Genomic DNA, 17,732 nt, shown 5'->3' on the forward strand with positions numbered 1-17,732 from the left:
TACATGAAATCTATTGAAGATATACTCTTGTTAGTAAACTTTATCGAAGCTTTTCCTTGACAATCATTAAGTGCAAAACTGTTGATAAACAAAAAATTTAACACAAATGTCTTTAAGGAGACAATGATGTCCAAGATTTTGATCATCGATGATGATATCGAGATAGTTGGAGTTTTAGAGAATATAATTGAGCAAAGCATTCCTAATTCTACTATTTATTCGTCTTTAGATGGATTAGTTGGCATGCAGATGATTAGAAAACATGAACCAGATTTGATCATCTTAGATATCAATTTGCCTTCAGTTAGTGGCCATACAGTTTGTCGCACATTGAAATCTGATCCTTTGCTCAAGAACATCCCGATTTTGATTATTACGGGGGAGAGTTCTAATCTCAATGCTAAAGTAAAGAGTTTAGAACAGGGAGCAGAAGCTTTTCTGAAAAAACCTTTTGATATTCCTGAATTTATTGCTCAAGTTCAGTCATTGTTAAGACTGAAAGAAGCGGAAGACATAATACGAAAAGAACGCGATCTTTTAAAGATTGACGTTAAGTTGAAAGAGAAGGAATTGGAGCAGCATTTTCAACATATTGAGCTTCTTTTCCGAGCTTTTATTGAAGTGATGGCAACATCTATTGATGCTTTGTCCATTTACAATTATGAAAGCACTCAAAGAGTAGCTGAGATGGTTAAGAATTTTCTTGTATTCATTAGTAAAGATAGTCCGGATAAATATCATCAACTTAGTCAGGATAATGAACGTCAAGAGAATCTAATTATGGCTGCTTGGTTACATGATATCGGTAAGATAACAGTTCCATTGAGGTTAATGAATAAATTTACCAGATTAGGTGATCGCTTCCCAGAAGTAATTCAAAAGTTGGATGCGGTATATTATTATTTGAAATCAATAGATGCTGATTCCGCTTTGATAAGTAAATGTATAAAGGCATCAGAGTTAGTAAAACGGCTAAATGATCCACAAAACAAAGTAAAAGAGAGTGATATCAAATTGTTAAAAGAATATGCTAATTTGTCCTATGTTGATCCGGCAGATGAAAAAAAACAGTGGTTAACAGATCAAGAAGTAGAATCTCTCAGTATTAAACAGGGTACTCTGACCGAAAGTGAGCGAAAAGAGATTGAGAATCACGTTCGATTAACTGACCTGTTACTAAGTAAAATACCTTTTTCTCCTGATAAGCTCGAAATCCGTAAATGGTGTAATGATCATCATGAATTGCTTGATGGCTCGGGATACTATCAGGGTCTGAAAGGAGATGAAATATCTACAGAAACAAGAATATTGACTATTATTGATATATTCGAGGCGTTGATTTCTAATGAACGACCTTATAAAAAACACCGAACAATTGAAGAAGCTCTCATGGAGTTGGAGAAGATGGCCAGTAATGGTAAATTAGACTCTGAATTAGTCATGTTATTTAAAAAAAGTAAGGCATGGGAAATAACCGATGAATAAAGAAAAGAAGAAAACAGATTACCGAAAGATCCCTTCAGTAAACCGGATTATACTTTCTGATATTTTGTCTGATTATCGAACCAAGATTAGAGCTCCGATTTTAAAGAGGATTGTTAGTTCTAAACTTGAACAAATACGTGAAGAGATAGTTAAAGGTAACTTAGTACCAGAAGAAACAACTATTGTAAAAGAGATTAAAGAACATATTAATAAACTCTTGCGTTCATCTCTAAGTCCTGTAATTAATGCAACCGGTGTCATTTTGCATACAAATTTAGGACGAGCACCATTTGATGATAAGATCTTGACTGAGATAATTCCCGTACTAAATGGATACAGTAATCTGGAATTTAATCTCTTAACAGCTCAGCGTGGCAGTAGAAATGTACATCTTAATGAGCTGTTAAAAGTGCTCTTGAACTGTGAAAATAGTGTTGTGGTAAATAATAATGCAGCTGCATTAATGCTCACATTGAGAACTTTAGCTGCTGACAAAGAGGTTATAATCTCGAGGGGTGAATTAGTTGAAATAGGTGGTAGTTTTAGGATCCCTGAAATAATAGAAGCAAGTGGAGCTAAGTTGATCGAAGTAGGTACTACGAATAGAACTCGGCTCAGTGATTATGAGAAAGCAATCACCGAAAATACAGCCCTCTATCTCAAAGTACACAAATCAAATTACTATATGTATGGATTTACGGAAGAAGTTTCTCTAAAAGAGCTTTCTAAATCAGCAAAAAAAAATCATCTTAATTTGATATATGATTTAGGTACCGGTCTCATAGACAGGCAATTGTATAAGGGTATGGAGAATGAACCAGATGCTTTGAATGGTTTGCAGGATGGAGCTGATGTTATAACTTTCAGTTGCGATAAATTACTGGGAGGAGCTCAAGCTGGTATAATTGCTGGCAGGAATAAATTTATTCAACCCATATCGAAACATCCTATGATGCGGGCATTAAGAGTCGATAAGTTGACTATAAGTCTCTTAAATAAGGTTCTGATATCATTCCTTCATGAAAAATCTTTTATCGAGGAGTATAATCCGGTTTTTCGCTATATAAACCGTGAAATGGAAGAGATTGAAACACTAGCAAAAGCTCTCACCAGTAAACTTAAAAGTCGATATCTTGATGTTACTATCCTTGATAGTAAAGCTCAATGTGGTGGTGGAACTCTTCCATATCATTTTATTGATAGCAAGATAGTAAAGATAACTCCAAAAGGTTGTCCAGCGAGTGTTAAAAAAAGTTTTGCAGAGAATTTGTATCATAAATTGTTAACCTCTGATGTCCCAGTATTAGGTATTTTAAGGGAAGGAACATTAATGTTTGATGTCTTAGCTCTGGAAAATAAGGATATAGAATTAATAGGTAAAAGTGTAAAACAGTTGATACCATTTTGGTAGAATGAAGAACAGAGTCATTGTTCTTAAGTTTTTTGACAGTTAGATACTTTTATAGCGAGTGATAAAATGAAACATCTTATCATGGGTACTGCTGGACATATTGATCATGGCAAAACAACTCTGATCAAACAATTGACCGGCTATGACTGTGATACTCACAAAGAAGAGAAAGAACGTGGCATAACGATCTATCTGGGCTTTAGCCATTATACATTGTCGAACGGCAATACTATCGGAATTGTTGATGTACCCGGACATAGCGATTTCATCAATACAATGATAGCTGGTGCATCCGGAATTGATTTTGTTTTGCTGGTTATAGCGGCTGATGCCGGTATAATGCCACAAACCTTAGAGCATCTCCGGATCATGGGTATGCTGGGTATTAAAAAAGGGATGATCGTCATCACTAAAACTGATTTGGTTGAACACGAGTATCTGCAGCTGATAACAGAAGATGTAGCTGAATTAGTAAAGGGGACATTTTTGGAGAAGTCTCCTATAATCAATTTTTCTGCAGTTACAGGTGAGGGATTACCAGAGATCATTGCAGCTCTTGAGGGAATTGAAAGTGAGATACTACCACGACCCAATGACGAAGTTTTCCGATTGTATATTGATAGAGTGTTTAATATAACTGGTTTTGGTACAGTAGTAACCGGAACAGTACAAAGTGGTCACATCAACAAAGATAGCAAACTTTATCTGCTACCTAAAGCAGAAAAAGTTAGGATCCGCAGATTAGAAAGATATGGTAAAGAAGTATCTGAGTTAACAGCAGGAGATCGAGGGTCTATCAATTTAGCCGGTATTGATCGAAGCAAGATCACTAGGGGGATGTTAGTTACCGATAGAGTTTTGCAGGACACAAAATTAGTCGATGTAAAACTCTCTTTATTCCCGGAGGGGGGAGAGCTACCTTTGTGGTCGCAATGTATTTTCTTACACGGAACAGAGCAGTTTGAAGTAAGAGTTCATCTTCTGGATACTGATAAACTTCAATCGGGTAATGAGTCAATAGCTCAGATACATTTCAAAAACTCACTCTATGCTTGTTATGGTGATAGATTTGTTATCAGAAACAGTTCTGCCGATAAGACAATTGGTGGGGGAGAGATAATTGATGTTAAACCGTTACATCATCGCCGTAGAACTGCTAAACTCTTATCTAATCTACAACGGATCCTATTAGGTAATTTAGAGGAGCTAATTGCTGCTGAAGTAAGGAAAAACGTCAATCCTTTATCTATAGAGTATTTAGCCGGTACATTTAACAAACCGGTTTCCGAATTACTCAAAATCGTAGATTCTTCTCTGCCGGAAGATATAGTAGTAGTAAGTTCTCAAGATGAGCTGTTTCTTCAAGAACAAAAAAGGTATATAAAAACAAGAAACAAGATCATTAACAATCTCACAACCTATCATAAGAATAATCCATTAGAAGAAACTGGTAGAAGTTTTGACGAGTTAATGGGTCTTTATGGAAAAGATAGAGATGAGGGTCTAGAAAAATATATAGAAATTGTTTTAGCTGATTTAGTGTCTCAGAAACAGTTAAAGAAAGTTGATAACACGTGGACTTTATATACTCATAATGTCAAATTTAGTGAAGAACTGGCAAATCAAGTGTACTTTGTTGAAAACTACCTACTCGATTCAGGAATGAAGACCCCTCTAATGTCTGAACTATTACCGGCAGCGGAGAAGAAGGGTATAGATGAAAAATTACTTTATCAGATCCTCAAGCTCCTAGTTTATAGAAAAAAAGCTTACCGGATAGAAGATAATTATATTCATAGTGATATCGTAGATAAATGCCGTATCAAGTTGTTAGAGAGTTTGTTGAATAAAAAAGAGGGAATTACAGTTGCTGAATACAGAGATATCATTTCCGGTAACAGGAAAATTTGTTTATTGCTGTTAGCTCGCTTCGATGGTGAGGGGATAACTATCCGTAAGGGAGATTATCGGATCATAACTGAAAAAGGTCGCAAGTTACTGTTTAGTTAACTCAGCATTAAATTGGTTTTTTATTATATTAAGTCAGTTGAGATCTTCTTCGATACTTCATTTAACGAAATCAAACGGTTCTATATGAACTGAAACAAGTGTATCGATACCAAACCTATTTTGTAAAGTAGCTTCCACTTCCGTAGCTATGTCGTGTGCCTGAATAACATTAAGAAAACTATTAACTTCTATATGAATATCAATTACTATATAGTTACCGACTTTTCTTGTTTTTAGATTGTGAGGATTGAGAACCCCATGAACAGATTTGACTATCTTAATTATTTCTCTTTCTTTATCTTCGCTCAAGGAGGTCTCCAGAAGCTCCATAAAACTATCTTTTATTAATCTAAAGCCAATAAACAGAATAAAAACACTTACCAAAACAGCAGTTAAAGGATCTAAGATCAACCAATTATCGTTAAGGATGATTGCTCCCCCTATACCGAGAAAAGCTGCTATCGAAGTCAAGGCATCTGTTCTATGATGCCAGGCATTAGCTATTACTGCATTGCTATGATATTTTTGACCTACTTTTTTCGTAATACGATATAAGTATTCCTTTACTATCAAAGATAGAACAGCAGCAAAGAGTGCGATCCAACCCGGTCTGATCAGAGGTTCAGAATCAATTAGATGCCGATAAATTTGTGAGCTGTTCCTGTAAAGAATCAAAGCACCTGCAAAAATGATCATTAAGCTAATAATCACAGTCAATAGTGTTTCAAATTTACCATGACCATATTTGTGAGTTTTATCAGGAGGTTTATCAGCAATCTTAAAACCGAGAAAGAGAAATACATCAGAGACAGAATCAGAAAGAGAATGAATACCATCAGCTATCATAGCACCACTTCTACCAAAAATACCACTGGATATTTTCACAATAACAAGTAATAGATTGATCGCCAACCCCTTAAGGGTTATGGACAGCACACCTTTCAAGCGTTGATTTTTATCAGTAGTCGGGATCGTATTTTCTTCTACTCTCATTAGCTTTGACAACTCAGTATGTTAAAATATCGAATTATTTACCTTAAGATTATCACTTTACCTAATTGTTCTGTTACTTTGTTTGTTACAAGATCTCGAGCTCGAATTCTATATAGGTAAGTATTATTAGCCAGTCGGGAGTTTTCTTGATCTCTACCATCCCAATATATTTGATTATAGCCCTTTACACCTTGTGCTGTTAGTGTTCTAATCCTTCTTCCAGTTATTGTATAGATCGTAATTGTGATCTGAGCATTTTCATTTAAGAGGAAGGTAAAATAGCCATCACTGCTCATCGGGTTTGGATAGGGTAGTAATTTTTCAATAACAATACTTTCCGTGACTCTGACAATGAAGTTAACTCTGGTAACCGCAGGATTATTGTAGTTGTCAAAAACAATAAGTTGTAGATTATGTTCACCTTCTGCCAGGTTCAGTAATTGCCAAGTTAGAGTACCTGTTTGATATGAACCTACATCATAAATGAATCCTGAAGTAGCATCTATTGGTGAACTCTGATTATCAAAGAGAATAAGTATCTTATGCCCCAATTCACCAAGTATATTAATGCCACTATCGTCGTGAATTCTGGCATAAAGTATAGGATTGGGAGACACAATATCACCATTACGGAAATTGGGTGTATCGAGCCAAATAGTCACTTCTGGAGGAAGTGTGTCAGGAACAGCATTGGCATAGGGTATATTAGTCAGACGTTTTGGATAGTAGTAGTCAACGAAATCCTTTTTAGTGCCCGGATTAAAATAATAAGATACAATCCTTCCTCTATTACCGGGTAAAATATCACCTGGGATCATAAAAGAGGAGTCATAACTTCCATTATTTAAATTACTCTGACCTCGGTAGTATATACTACCCCATTGCGTATAGTCGAAATCGAGTTGGTCTGCTTGCCCGGTGTATTTTAGATCCTGCTCAGAACTATAAGCAATAATATCTATAATGCTATCAGTACCGGATTCGGAAAAAGAACCACTCAACTCGACTAGCTGATAAGCAAAGAGACTGTCGGGATTGTTATAAATGCTAATATTTTGTGTTCTTTGTGGAGTTACGATTGGTAACACCGGATCTCCCATATAGGTATAATATCTATGCTGTGACTCTGACAACGAGTTCTTAGCTTGCATTAAAGCAATTCCAGGCGATTCATAGTTGTTGATAATACTGACCATGAAGTTCCGCATAAGACGACGATTAGGTCCCGGTGATGTATCAAAGTTAGCGGCTAAAGATGCTATAGAGCCACCATTGGGATGCCAAAGTAGATTCTCACTTAAACTACTTAACCCGAAATAATCATACTTACCGACGCTGCATGATGCTGAAATAAAAAGAGGTAAATGATCTCTGTTTTTTAATAACTGTATATCTATCATTCTAAAATAACTCTCATCCCCTAACATATGAGGAGCACCATGACCAATATAAAGCCAGATCAATCTACCTTCATTTATAGTTGATATCATCTCTTCACGTGCCAAAGGTTTGTTACCAAAAGGATCAAAAGGATAGTTAAATCCAAAAATCTTATCAACTATCACACTGGGTGACATTAGTTGGGATATCTCTTGGATATCCAAAGAATGTCCGATCTCTTCGTTGTTTGTACCTTTATATTCATCATCAGCGAAAAATAGAGGAGTGTTTTTCCATAATCCCGGTGTAGGATTAATCCAGTAGTTGAAGATCTTATCAAACACGATATCACTTTGATTGATATTTTCAACAGTTATTCTACCTATGCCTATATCGGGAAGATTGTTCCCTGATTGATCAACAAAGAAATCTTCACTGGTTTCAACTCCTTTATGAAAGAGGATCAGTTTATTCTTCTCGGCAGCAAGTCCGGAAAAATTACGCCAATCAACAGATCCCGAACCAATAAGGGTTATATACTTCAAAGAGGTAGTTCCTTCAATAATCGGATAATTATAAAAGGCATGACGTATAAAAAGTCGAATGGCATTGGGGTCAGGCATGCCACTGTTGAACTGATTAAAAATCTCTTGTTGATCAACTATCTTGGTAGCAATTCCCCTCTCATTCTGATATTTAAGAGCGAGTTGATCTGCATATCCTCTAAAAATCTCCGGAGTTATGATTATTGCTTCAACAGGGAAGTTCTGGATAGTTAGATCAACAGGGAAATCTTCTTGAAAGTTACCTACAGTTAAGTATTCACCGTCTCTGACAACAGCATATTGAGTATCTTGACCACCGAGACCTGTAATTGAAAAATCATATCCTGTTCCGGGTTGTGGTGAATCAACTTCTAACTGAGAGACTTGGTGGAAATCAACAATCTCAAACGCTCGTAGATTCTGTATATTGCTACCTGTTAGATTATACTGCACAGTTTGATTAAAATCCTCTTCATTGATAGAAAAAAGTAGTTGGCTATTCCCTTTGGAGAGCAATCTATGATAATAAACAGTAAAATAATCAAAATAGATCGAGCTGCTACCGGTACGATGGATAGTCAAAACAGCATTATTAGTTCCGTTTTGTAGAAAGTTACTATCTCTCTGAAAAGTTCGGTAACCGCTACCAACCCAGCTCTGGCGATTAATAATCGTATTGCCATTGATATTCATCGATAGACTGTGCGTGCTTGAATCGCCAGCTTGTACTGCTATAATAAATTTCTGTTCTTTACTTGTATCGACATTATTAAGGTTGAAGCTATAATTATGATTTGTGTCGGTAACACCGGTCAATAATGAAGTAAACCATGTAAATCCTCTCTGGTCTCTTCTGACGCTTTCAGATTCATAATGGAAGAATTGCGGGCTACTAGTTCTTGTTATTGATGCTTGCCCATGATTCTGCAGTGGCATTCTTTTTGGTGGTTCAGAAAAATCACCTCCAAATGTTAACCAATATACAGTCCTTCCTGAGTAGGGGTTAAAATAATGATTTACTGTTGATGATAAATACTCGTTTTGGGCAAATCCATCTCTTTTATGGGCATAAAAGATTATTCTATCTCCCTGATCGAATTGTCCGTTATCTTCACCTATGATCAACAATGGTATCTCTTCAAAAGGATAACCGCTGTTACTCAACAGGTTAGGAAGTAATTTCCCGCCTGTAGAAAAAATACGAATATTGCGAGGATCAATAATGTCTAAAGGGAGTGCAGAAAGCTGCTGATAGGTTAATTCATACATCCCGTTTTCAGATATCTCAAAACTATACCAAAATTCTGACTGATAAAATGGTGCATGATTAATATCTATCTGTTCTCTTACCTGCCAATACCTTGCAGTGTCATAATTCAGAATATTGAAACTCAGATCGATATCATCAATCTGATTATTACGCTGAGAAGTATTTCCGGTAATTCTAATACCGATAGTGATTTTTTCGCTTACTGTTAATCGCCCCTGTTCATAGTTATAAGAAAATGGATTGATAGTTACTGGGATGACAGCATTATAACGAAAGTATGTCGGCTCCCCCTGATTCAAGATCTGCTCAGAACGGTGACGATATTTTGCTTCATCTATAGAATAAACATACTCACTGACTTGCTCCCCTTGAATAACTTCTGGGATCGGCATTAATGGTTTAGAGAGCCGATGCTCAACTCTTTCTTGATTCATTATTTGAAGGTTAATTACCCCATTTTCCGGTATTCCTATATATGTTGTTAAATAAGGTAACATTGGAGCACCAGCATCATCGGAAAAATCTATCCCCGGAGAATTCAAATATATATACTCATCTAATTCTATGAATGAGTAATCACCTAGATTAAATTCTATGAGTAAATAATCGGAGGTTTCTGCAATGATATCTAGTTTTGCATAAAGTATTACATAGAATATCATCATAGTTATCAGAACCAATATCCTCTTCATCAAATAACTCCTTACTTTTTATCTGAATACTTAGATAGTATAATAACTAACAGTATCAGAACAAGCTTTAAAATTGTCAACCGCTAAAACAGTTAATCAATTCTCATTTGATATTTGTATAACGACAGATGTTTCTTTGGGTAATCTCTTGCGAGTACACGAGTCGGCTCTATCCAACTCGTAGAGTGACTAAAGGTAATAGAGGGATAAGATAGAAAGAAAAAGAAAGATGATAAATTGGTGGAGGTGGCGGGAATCGAACCCGCGTCCAGAGATAAGCCAAAAGCTGACTCTACATACTTAGTTGTTTTTAGATCTCACTTGCTATGCAGGGAAACAATCAAACCAGTTGCAAAGAAGCCAGTCACTAATCTTAGCAGTTGAACCATGACGACTCTCAACTGAGCAGCTGTCAATTACGACGCTTATTATCCAACCGACAGCAAATCGGACATAAACGTAGCAGCTTATGCTGCTAATGCATAATCATAGTTTGCATTTACATTTAAGTATCACCGTGTTTTACGGGTAGGTAATCTCCCCGGTATGCATCAACAATCCTCTATATCCCTGTCGAAACCGATCACCCCCAATATTTACCTGTAAAAGACCCTTCATAGATAATATACATGAATTTCAGATTTGTTACAGTCAAAAAAATAATCTCAGGTTAAAACGTCAAGAGATATGATTGAAGTCAAATCATAATATTTTACTGTTTATTCGTACTTTTGAGTGAAATTACTATGGAAGACAACAAGGTTAAAATATTAGTGAGATGTGTAGTAAAAGATGTGGAGAGAATTGTTTGGTAGATATCTGGGTATTGATTTCGGTTAGTTAGATCAGGTAATTTCTATCTCAAATATTCTTTCATCTTTGACGGGGATATCAAAAGTTATTTTTAAAAGACCCTCTTCATAATTTACAACTGGCTGTTCAAAATTAAGTGGCATTTCAGGAAAATAGACGATTCTTTCAAAAGGACCTGACTCTATCTCCATAGTAAAGTAAGATGGATTAGAACCTTCTGCGGAAAGATATCTTTGTCCGGAAACAATAAGATATTCCTGAGACGTTCTAATTTTGACCGTATCTTTATTTATTCCCGAGAGATCGAATATAATATGTAATTTGTCCTCTGTTTTATAAATATCACAATGAGGTTGCCAATGATCGTCTGCTGAATGAGAGAGACTGAGCGTTTTTGAAGGGAACATTGACATTTCATTCATCAGTCTTATAACCTCTCTCTGGAGATTGAGAATATCTTCAAAAATAGTTTTTTTCATATCAAGAGACCTTTCATTGATTATTCATAGATAACGATGGGATTCTCTTCAATACGAGAAGCGTCAAAAGCTGCCTCTTCCGCATCACTGATCATTTGTTCGAAACTCTTGCTATCTTTTCCCATGGTAGCAATACCCCAACTTAATCTCTTTTCCTTGTTATCTATCTTTTCTAACAGTAGTTTATGGATGCTTTCAAGTATCTTCTCGACCTGTTTAGCACGCTTATTTGGGAAGATAATGGCATATGTGTCATCAAAGATCTTACCAAGTATATCAATCGGTTTGATATTATTTTGTACGACAGAGAGAACATCTATAATAAACTCACCTGTATATTGATGTCCATAGACTTTTACCAATTCATTATATTTATTGATCTTGAGTAAAGCAATAGAGAGAATTATTGATGTATTGTATAAGAGATGAAAGAGGTATGAACCCTTCTCCATAAAAGTACGATAACGGTAGATTAGAGTGGTTTCATCTAGTTCTCTTTTCTCCGCAAGTGAGAGGTTCAATTTATTAATAGCGAGCTGCATTGCTGTAATTTCTGCTAAGATAACGAAAACTAATTCTTCCTCTTCTGTAAAGAAGTCGGTTGCTTTGTCGGTAAAAATGAATCCGTAGATATCTTTTTGTACTTGCAGAATATGAACCAGTATATGCCGGCATTCATGTTCAAACCGGCATGATACTGAATCTTTTAACGATAAGAAACGATTAGCTTTCAATTCCTTGATGAAAGTATTATCATCCTGAAAAATAGTGTTTTTAGTAAAAGTATGACTGATGTTTCTCCCGATTTTGAGCTGGTATTTACCACCACTAAGTAGGAAAATCCCGCTGCTGAGAGCAGAGAGATCCTTCTGCAAAAACCCTAAGACCTTATTGAGTTGCTCTTCTAAGACCTCGGTCTTCTGCAATTGACGCACTATTTCTTCTATACGAGACAGAAGAAGCATATTTTTACCTCTCTATATCAATATTCAATTCTTTCAGTCCAAGTAATTTCATATTCTTCATTAGGTCGTAACTCTTTGTGAAATTCCATTCGGGTTGCATCTATTTTCTCATGGGGAAGGCTTTCTCTCTGAATTATCCATGTACCTCGGATATAGTGGATCACTACTACTTTTTTTGTTTCATTACTCCGATTACGGAGTTTAACGCGCATATCATTCTCAGTAACATTTCTAGCAGGTCTTCTGGTAGCTATCAGTTCTGTTTCTCCGACAAGGTCAGAAGAGATGCCGGGAGAGATGATCCATTCTTCATTTACCGGTTTTTGAGCTACATTATCTTCTCCGACAAAAGTTAGATTAGCAATATTTCCTGTCTGACGATAGATCTGAACAGAACCACGGGGAAGCACAAACCCTAGTCCACTATCTTCATCATTAACTATCTTAAGCTTAGTTTGTAAGCTCTTTGTATTCGTAACATATTCGTAATAAACTTCTGGTTTGATCCTTTTAGCAGGAAATAGTCTGATCTGTTTTGCTTCGGAATGTCTTAGATCTACAGGAACAGAATAGGTATACATATGATACTCATCAAGTGCTTCTGCTGTAAATTGAGGGGAAGCAGGGGCTGATTCCGCCATCATCATATCAGCATCAAAGGCACTATATCCTCTGCCATAATTGATTTGTGGTTGTGAGACTCTTTTAGGGTCTCCTGCGATCAACCCGATATTAAATTTCTGGTAATCAACGCCAGTGTTATTAGTTATCTTTGCTAAAACATCTAACTGTAAATATTCATTATCCCATACAGCTTTATATAGTCCGGTCCAACTCAATCCGGTAGTCAGATATGATAACTGAGCTTGATAATTACCGGCTCTGTCTGCTGTTAGTATCCAATCCAGTTTCGGGGCTCTTTCATGTTGGAAATCTTCTGATTTCAGAATATAATTCCGCACTTCTGCTATTCTGATAAATATGCTGTTATTACTGTTCTTCTCATCAACTGCCAATACCTCATTATCGTAATAGAACAATCGTCCACTAATAAAACTGCCATCTTTGGTGACTATCTCGATATTTTTATCGATATGATTTCGTAATATATTGGCAAATCCTCTTCTTTCTTGAATGTATCCTTGTGATTGTACTGAAAATGTGTTTGGTCGAGCAGGCAAAAGTATAATTGTATTATCAATTATTCCTGAGGGGATGTTATCATAAGAAAAAGTATTAGTACCGGATTTTAGGTTCAATTCAAGCGTTTCATTGATCAATCCGTAATTTCCATGATAAAAAATAATGCGGTTCTCGGCAAAGAGTGTTAAAGAGCCAATCAATAAGACAAAGGTCAGTAATAAGTTCAATGTTTTCATATATACTCCTTTCTCGGTTAATATCTAAGTCGGGTTTATTCAATAATATAAGTTGAATTATCCTTATCTCAAAGACAACTTTTAATTTTTGCTATGATCATGTCAATACCGATGAGATTATAACCCCCTTCCGGAATTATAACATTTGCATATCTCTTTGTAGGTTCAACAAACTCGATATTCATCGGTCTGACTGTTTCATAATATTGGGCAATAATTGAGGGCAGAGAACGACCTCTTTCCTCAATATCTCTTTCAATACGACGGAGAATTCTGATATCGGAATCAGTATCAACGAATATCTTGATATCCATCAACTCTCGTAATTGCGGGTTATCAAAGATCAGAATCCCTTCAATAATGATAATAGGAGCGGGCTTTTTCATTATTGTTGCTGAAGAACGGCAGTGTTTCTTAAAATCATAGATCGGTGATTCTATCGGTACATTGTTTTTCAGATTCTCTAAATGTTTAAACAGTAGCAACCAATCGAAGGAATCAGGGTGATCAAAATTAATCTTCTCTCTCGCTTTCAGTGGTAAATCATTGAAAGCACGGTAATATGAGTCCTGATTAATTATTGTGATCTGATCAGGGAATTTTTCGATAATTTTTTCGGTAATTGTCGTCTTCCCAGAACCTGTACCACCGGCAATTCCGATCAATAAAGGTGTCTTCATAAAAGTTTATCCTCCAAGAAAATCATCTAATTAAAAAGAATTATAAATAGCAACTTCTAAGCCCGATTCAATAGGTATGGTAATACTATCAAAGTTATGATTATTGTGAAGTTTTTTCGAAAAAAGTTTTACTGAGTGCTGATGAGACAAGACATTATCGGCAACAATTAATGCTTGATCGTTCAGTTTAGGTATGAGTAGGTCTAAATAATGATGATACTGTTCTTTATTGGCATCAATAAAAACGAAATCGTAATTATTCTCTAAGTTAGGTATTATTTCCTCTGCTTTAGCGAAGTGTATTTTAATATTACTGATAGTAGCGAGATTTTCTTTTGCCATATTGTATCTCTCTTCATCACATTCGATTGTCTCGATACTACTAGCAAAATCTTCTGTTATTGTAGCTATCCAAAATGCAGAATAACCGTTGGAAGTTCCTAATTCCAAGATATTTTTTGGCTTCTTAAGTTTGAGAAGCAGAGCAAGAAAATCTACCGTTTCTTGACCAATGTTCCAGAGTCGTCTGCTTTCTTCTCTTTGTTGCTCTAAACGAGATAAGATAACTTGATATTTTTTTTTCAGGATTTCCATTTGTATTTTCCAAAAGTTCCTTTCAAGCCAAAGAATATAAAGTAGGGAAGATGTAAGATCAGAGCAACAGGGTATAAGGGAAGATATTGCCAAGTCCGTATTCTCTGGAAAAAGGGTATTAAAATTATCAGTTCAGCTAATATCTTGATCAATAAAAGAAGAATAAAGGTGTGAAAAGATAATTTGCCAATCAAAAAGAATAGGAGCATCAAGAAGAAAGCTAGATAATAGAGAAAAACCAATGCTGTTCCAATCTTTATATAAAAAGGATAATATCGCCATTTAGAAGCTCTTCGAGTTTCCAGATTGATCTGTCCGCTTAGATTTTTATTATCATAAGATGGTACTATAGAGCCTTGAGTAAACATAAAGTTCATTTTCTTTGAATAGGGAGACATTCTTTGCAGCATTAGATCATCGTCACCGGAGGGGATATTCTCTAATCCGGAAAACCCATTAACTTTATTGTAAAGCTCTTTTCGATAAGCCATATTCCTTGCCGTAATAGTTAAGCCGAGATTCCAACCCATACTACCTGCTGACACCGCAAAAATTGATAATCTTTCCAGATTCTTTAATCTTATCCAGAAGTTGTTTTTATCAGAAATTAAAGGTGAATATCCTCCGATAAAACTGACTTCGGGGGTAAAGTGATTACTAATCTCTTGCAACCAGTCTGGAGATGGAAGACAATCCGCATCAGTAAAAGCAAGGATAGAATATCTTGCCTGAGAGATCCCCCTTGCTAAAGCCCGTTTCTTACCCCCTTGTTCTTCGATAGGAATTCTGAGCAATCTTAAGTTCTCAGTAGTTTTTATTGCCTCTGTTACTATCTCTGCAGTTCTGTCTTCAGAGCGGTCATCAACTATAATTAACTCATATCTCTTGGGGCTATAGTTTTGTTGTAGCAAACAATTTATTAGTCGCAAGATGTTAGCTTCTTCGTTGCGAGCTGCTACAATAACAGAAATTTCATGTTGAGTACTGGAAACAGATGGTCTTTTTAACTTCCATATTCCCAGAGATAAAAAGAAGAGTACTGAAAAGTAATAAATAGATAGAATAAGAACGATGAGAAACACTTACTTATCTGGTTCCGGTTCTTTCTTATCAGGTTTATAGTCATACAAAGGTCTTACTGTAGCATCTGTTAGTTCAATAAACTCAGCTATCTCCGGTGTCTCTCTTTTGATGTCTTCTAAAGTAGGGTTCTTTATTATTTCTGGCTTGTCCTTTTTCTCAACTTCTAAGACAAAATGTAATTTTACATCTAATCTATAAAACTGGGAAACAATATCGGATACTTTCTGATGGTTCTTTTCTAAATAATCATAAGCCATCTGAGAAGTAGTTTTGAGATGAATAATATTGTTCCTGATCTTAATTAGTTTAATATCAGAGAAGAAGTCTGCTGCCCAGGGAAGAGCATTTTCCAAACGACGCCTTAACTTATCTTTTGTTTCATTGTATATCTGCTCCGTGATCTCAGTATATTTTGGCATCTCTTCGTCGATCTCTTTGTCCATCTTCTCTTTCAGGGTGTCTTGTAGTTTCTCACTCCGGGTTTTTTGAGTTGTCGTAACCGGTTTCTTCATTGGAGAAATATCTGAAAATTGAAGGGATTTAAGAATCTCTGCTAAAGATTTCATATTATCAATTTTAGTCAACTTGATGAAAGTCATTTCGGTTATGAGAACCGGATTCCCAGAAAATTTGATCTCGCTCTTTGTCTTGATCAAGATCGAAAGAATGTAGAGAAGTGTATCTTCGCTGAAATTCTGATTGATCTTCTCCATCTCTTCTCGAACTGTTGGGGGTAGTTCCGGTAAGGGAACCTTGGTTTTGATCAAGAGCATTGTCCTGATGTAATCGAGATAACCGTTAATAAACTCTTGCAGATCATTTCCTTTATCTAAGATATTATGGATCAGACCAATAATGGCTGCTGCATTTTTCTGATAGATATACTCGGTAATTTTATGATATATATCAGTAGAGACAATACCAAATAGGGCTAGAACATCATTTGTTTTAGTATCTTGCTTACCTAAAGCAATTAATTGATCCATTAAGGAGAGAGCATCGCGCATACTCCCTTCTGCTTTCTTGGCAACCAAGTATAAGGCCTCATCTTCAACTTTTATCTTTTCCTCTGAACAAATAGCTCTGAGATGTTCAACAATAGCATCTATAGGGATTCTTTTAAAATCATATCGTTGGCAACGAGAAATTATTGTCGGTAAAACTTTATGTGGTTCGGTTGTTGCAAAGATAAAAACAACCTGTTCAGGCGGTTCTTCCAAAGTCTTAAGCAGCGCATTAAAGGCATTCTTGGAGAGCATGTGAACTTCATCGATGATAAATATCTTATATCGCGATTTAGACGTTGCATACATCAATTCTTTTTGCAAATCTCGAATATCTTCTACTCCGGTATTGGAAGCACCGTCTATCTCGACTACATCTGTGGAAGTGCTTTGAGTTATTTCCCTGCAATTTTCACATTTATTACAGGGAGTAGCTGATAACCCCTCCATACAATTTAAGCTTTTAGCTAATATGCGGGCTAATGAAGTTTTACCAACTCCTCTTGAACCGGTAAACAAAAAGGCATGGGCTATCCTATTAAAAGTAATTGCATTTTTTAGTATTGTAGTTATGTGTTCTTGAGCAAAGACCTCATCGAAAGTTTGTGGTCTGTATTTTCTTGCCAATACGATATAAGACATCTATACCTCTTCTTACTTAGTTTTTAAGTTAAGCTTTCTCTCATTATTTTGTCAATCATAAAATCTTAACTTAGCTCTTTCTACCTTGAAAGATGAACTATTAAGAAGAGCATCCTTCATTAATAGTGTGAAACTCTTATTGTATAGCTTCAATCTTAGAATCCGTGCTCTTTGAGTTTTTACCTCTTTTGATTTTCTCTGGATTTGAATAGTAGTTTGTACTTGACAAATGGATGTGGTTAGCTAATTGAAGAAAAACAAAATATTTGATGGGTTCTGAAATTACTCAATAAAAGCAGGTAGTATA

12 protein-coding genes and 1 other RNA gene are annotated in these 17,732 nt (G+C 35.8%); 3 read left to right on the plus strand and 10 right to left on the minus strand.

All coding sequences use genetic code 11. The features are described from left to right. Nucleotides 1-126 precede the first annotated feature (126 nt). The 3 genes from K0B81_05365 to selB all read left to right on the plus strand — a co-directional run bounded on the left by K0B81_05365 (nucleotide 127) and on the right by selB (nucleotide 4,906). Nucleotides 127-1,485, plus strand: coding sequence for a response regulator (locus K0B81_05365; GenBank protein ID MBW6516030.1), 1,359 nt, complete (start codon nucleotides 127-129; stop codon nucleotides 1,483-1,485). After that, nucleotides 1,478-2,896, plus strand: coding sequence for an L-seryl-tRNA(Sec) selenium transferase (selA, locus tag K0B81_05370; GenBank protein MBW6516031.1), 1,419 nt, complete (start codon nucleotides 1,478-1,480; stop codon nucleotides 2,894-2,896). The genes K0B81_05365 and selA overlap by 8 nt, the downstream gene beginning before the upstream one ends. Before the next feature lie 66 nt (nucleotides 2,897-2,962). Further along, on the plus strand, nucleotides 2,963-4,906 hold the full coding sequence (gene selB / locus K0B81_05375; protein MBW6516032.1) for a selenocysteine-specific translation elongation factor: 1,944 nt from the start codon (nucleotides 2,963-2,965) through the stop codon (nucleotides 4,904-4,906). Nucleotides 4,907-4,963: 57 nt separating this feature from the next. Here selB and K0B81_05380 read toward each other — a convergent pair whose 3' ends face one another. The 10 genes from K0B81_05380 to dnaX all read right to left on the minus strand — a co-directional run bounded on the left by K0B81_05380 (nucleotide 4,964) and on the right by dnaX (nucleotide 17,425). Next, a complete protein-coding gene (locus tag K0B81_05380; protein ID MBW6516033.1) occupies nucleotides 4,964-5,899 on the minus strand; it encodes a cation diffusion facilitator family transporter in 936 nt (311 codons plus the stop codon). A 38-nt stretch (nucleotides 5,900-5,937) separates the two neighbouring features. Beyond that, nucleotides 5,938-9,786 (minus strand): type IX secretion system sortase PorU, encoded by a 3,849-nt coding sequence (gene porU, locus K0B81_05385; protein MBW6516034.1) that lies wholly within the window; start codon nucleotides 9,784-9,786, stop codon nucleotides 5,938-5,940. A gap of 238 nt (nucleotides 9,787-10,024) precedes the next feature. After that, nucleotides 10,025-10,377, minus strand: a transfer-messenger RNA (tmRNA) gene (ssrA, locus tag K0B81_05390). A 254-nt stretch (nucleotides 10,378-10,631) separates the two neighbouring features. Next, a complete protein-coding gene (locus K0B81_05395; GenBank protein MBW6516035.1) occupies nucleotides 10,632-11,078 on the minus strand; it encodes an Hsp20/alpha crystallin family protein in 447 nt (148 codons plus the stop codon). Nucleotides 11,079-11,098: 20 nt separating this feature from the next. Next, nucleotides 11,099-12,043 (minus strand): diguanylate cyclase, encoded by a 945-nt coding sequence (locus K0B81_05400; protein MBW6516036.1) that lies wholly within the window; start codon nucleotides 12,041-12,043, stop codon nucleotides 11,099-11,101. A gap of 17 nt (nucleotides 12,044-12,060) precedes the next feature. Continuing rightward, nucleotides 12,061-13,422 carry a hypothetical protein gene (locus K0B81_05405; protein ID MBW6516037.1) on the minus strand — a complete coding sequence of 454 codons (1,362 nt, stop codon included), beginning with the start codon at nucleotides 13,420-13,422 and terminating at the stop codon, nucleotides 12,061-12,063. A 68-nt stretch (nucleotides 13,423-13,490) separates the two neighbouring features. Continuing rightward, the gene (gene udk, locus K0B81_05410) at nucleotides 13,491-14,102 is read right to left on the minus strand and encodes a uridine kinase (GenBank protein MBW6516038.1); all 612 of its coding nucleotides are present in this window, start codon (nucleotides 14,100-14,102) and stop codon (nucleotides 13,491-13,493) included. Nucleotides 14,103-14,132: 30 nt separating this feature from the next. Beyond that, the gene (locus K0B81_05415) at nucleotides 14,133-14,696 is read right to left on the minus strand and encodes a class I SAM-dependent methyltransferase (GenBank protein ID MBW6516039.1); all 564 of its coding nucleotides are present in this window, start codon (nucleotides 14,694-14,696) and stop codon (nucleotides 14,133-14,135) included. After that, nucleotides 14,684-15,778: a glycosyltransferase gene (locus K0B81_05420; protein MBW6516040.1), complete on the minus strand. Its 1,095-nt coding sequence runs from the start codon at nucleotides 15,776-15,778 to the stop codon at nucleotides 14,684-14,686. The genes K0B81_05415 and K0B81_05420 overlap by 13 nt, the downstream gene beginning before the upstream one ends. Further along, a complete protein-coding gene (dnaX, locus tag K0B81_05425) occupies nucleotides 15,779-17,425 on the minus strand; it encodes a DNA polymerase III subunit gamma/tau (GenBank protein ID MBW6516041.1) in 1,647 nt (548 codons plus the stop codon). It abuts the gene before it with no gap. Nucleotides 17,426-17,732 lie beyond the last annotated feature (307 nt).

The organism is Candidatus Cloacimonadota bacterium (assembly GCA_019429305.1).
Lineage (GTDB): Bacteria > Cloacimonadota > Cloacimonadia > Cloacimonadales > JAJBBL01 > JAHYIR01.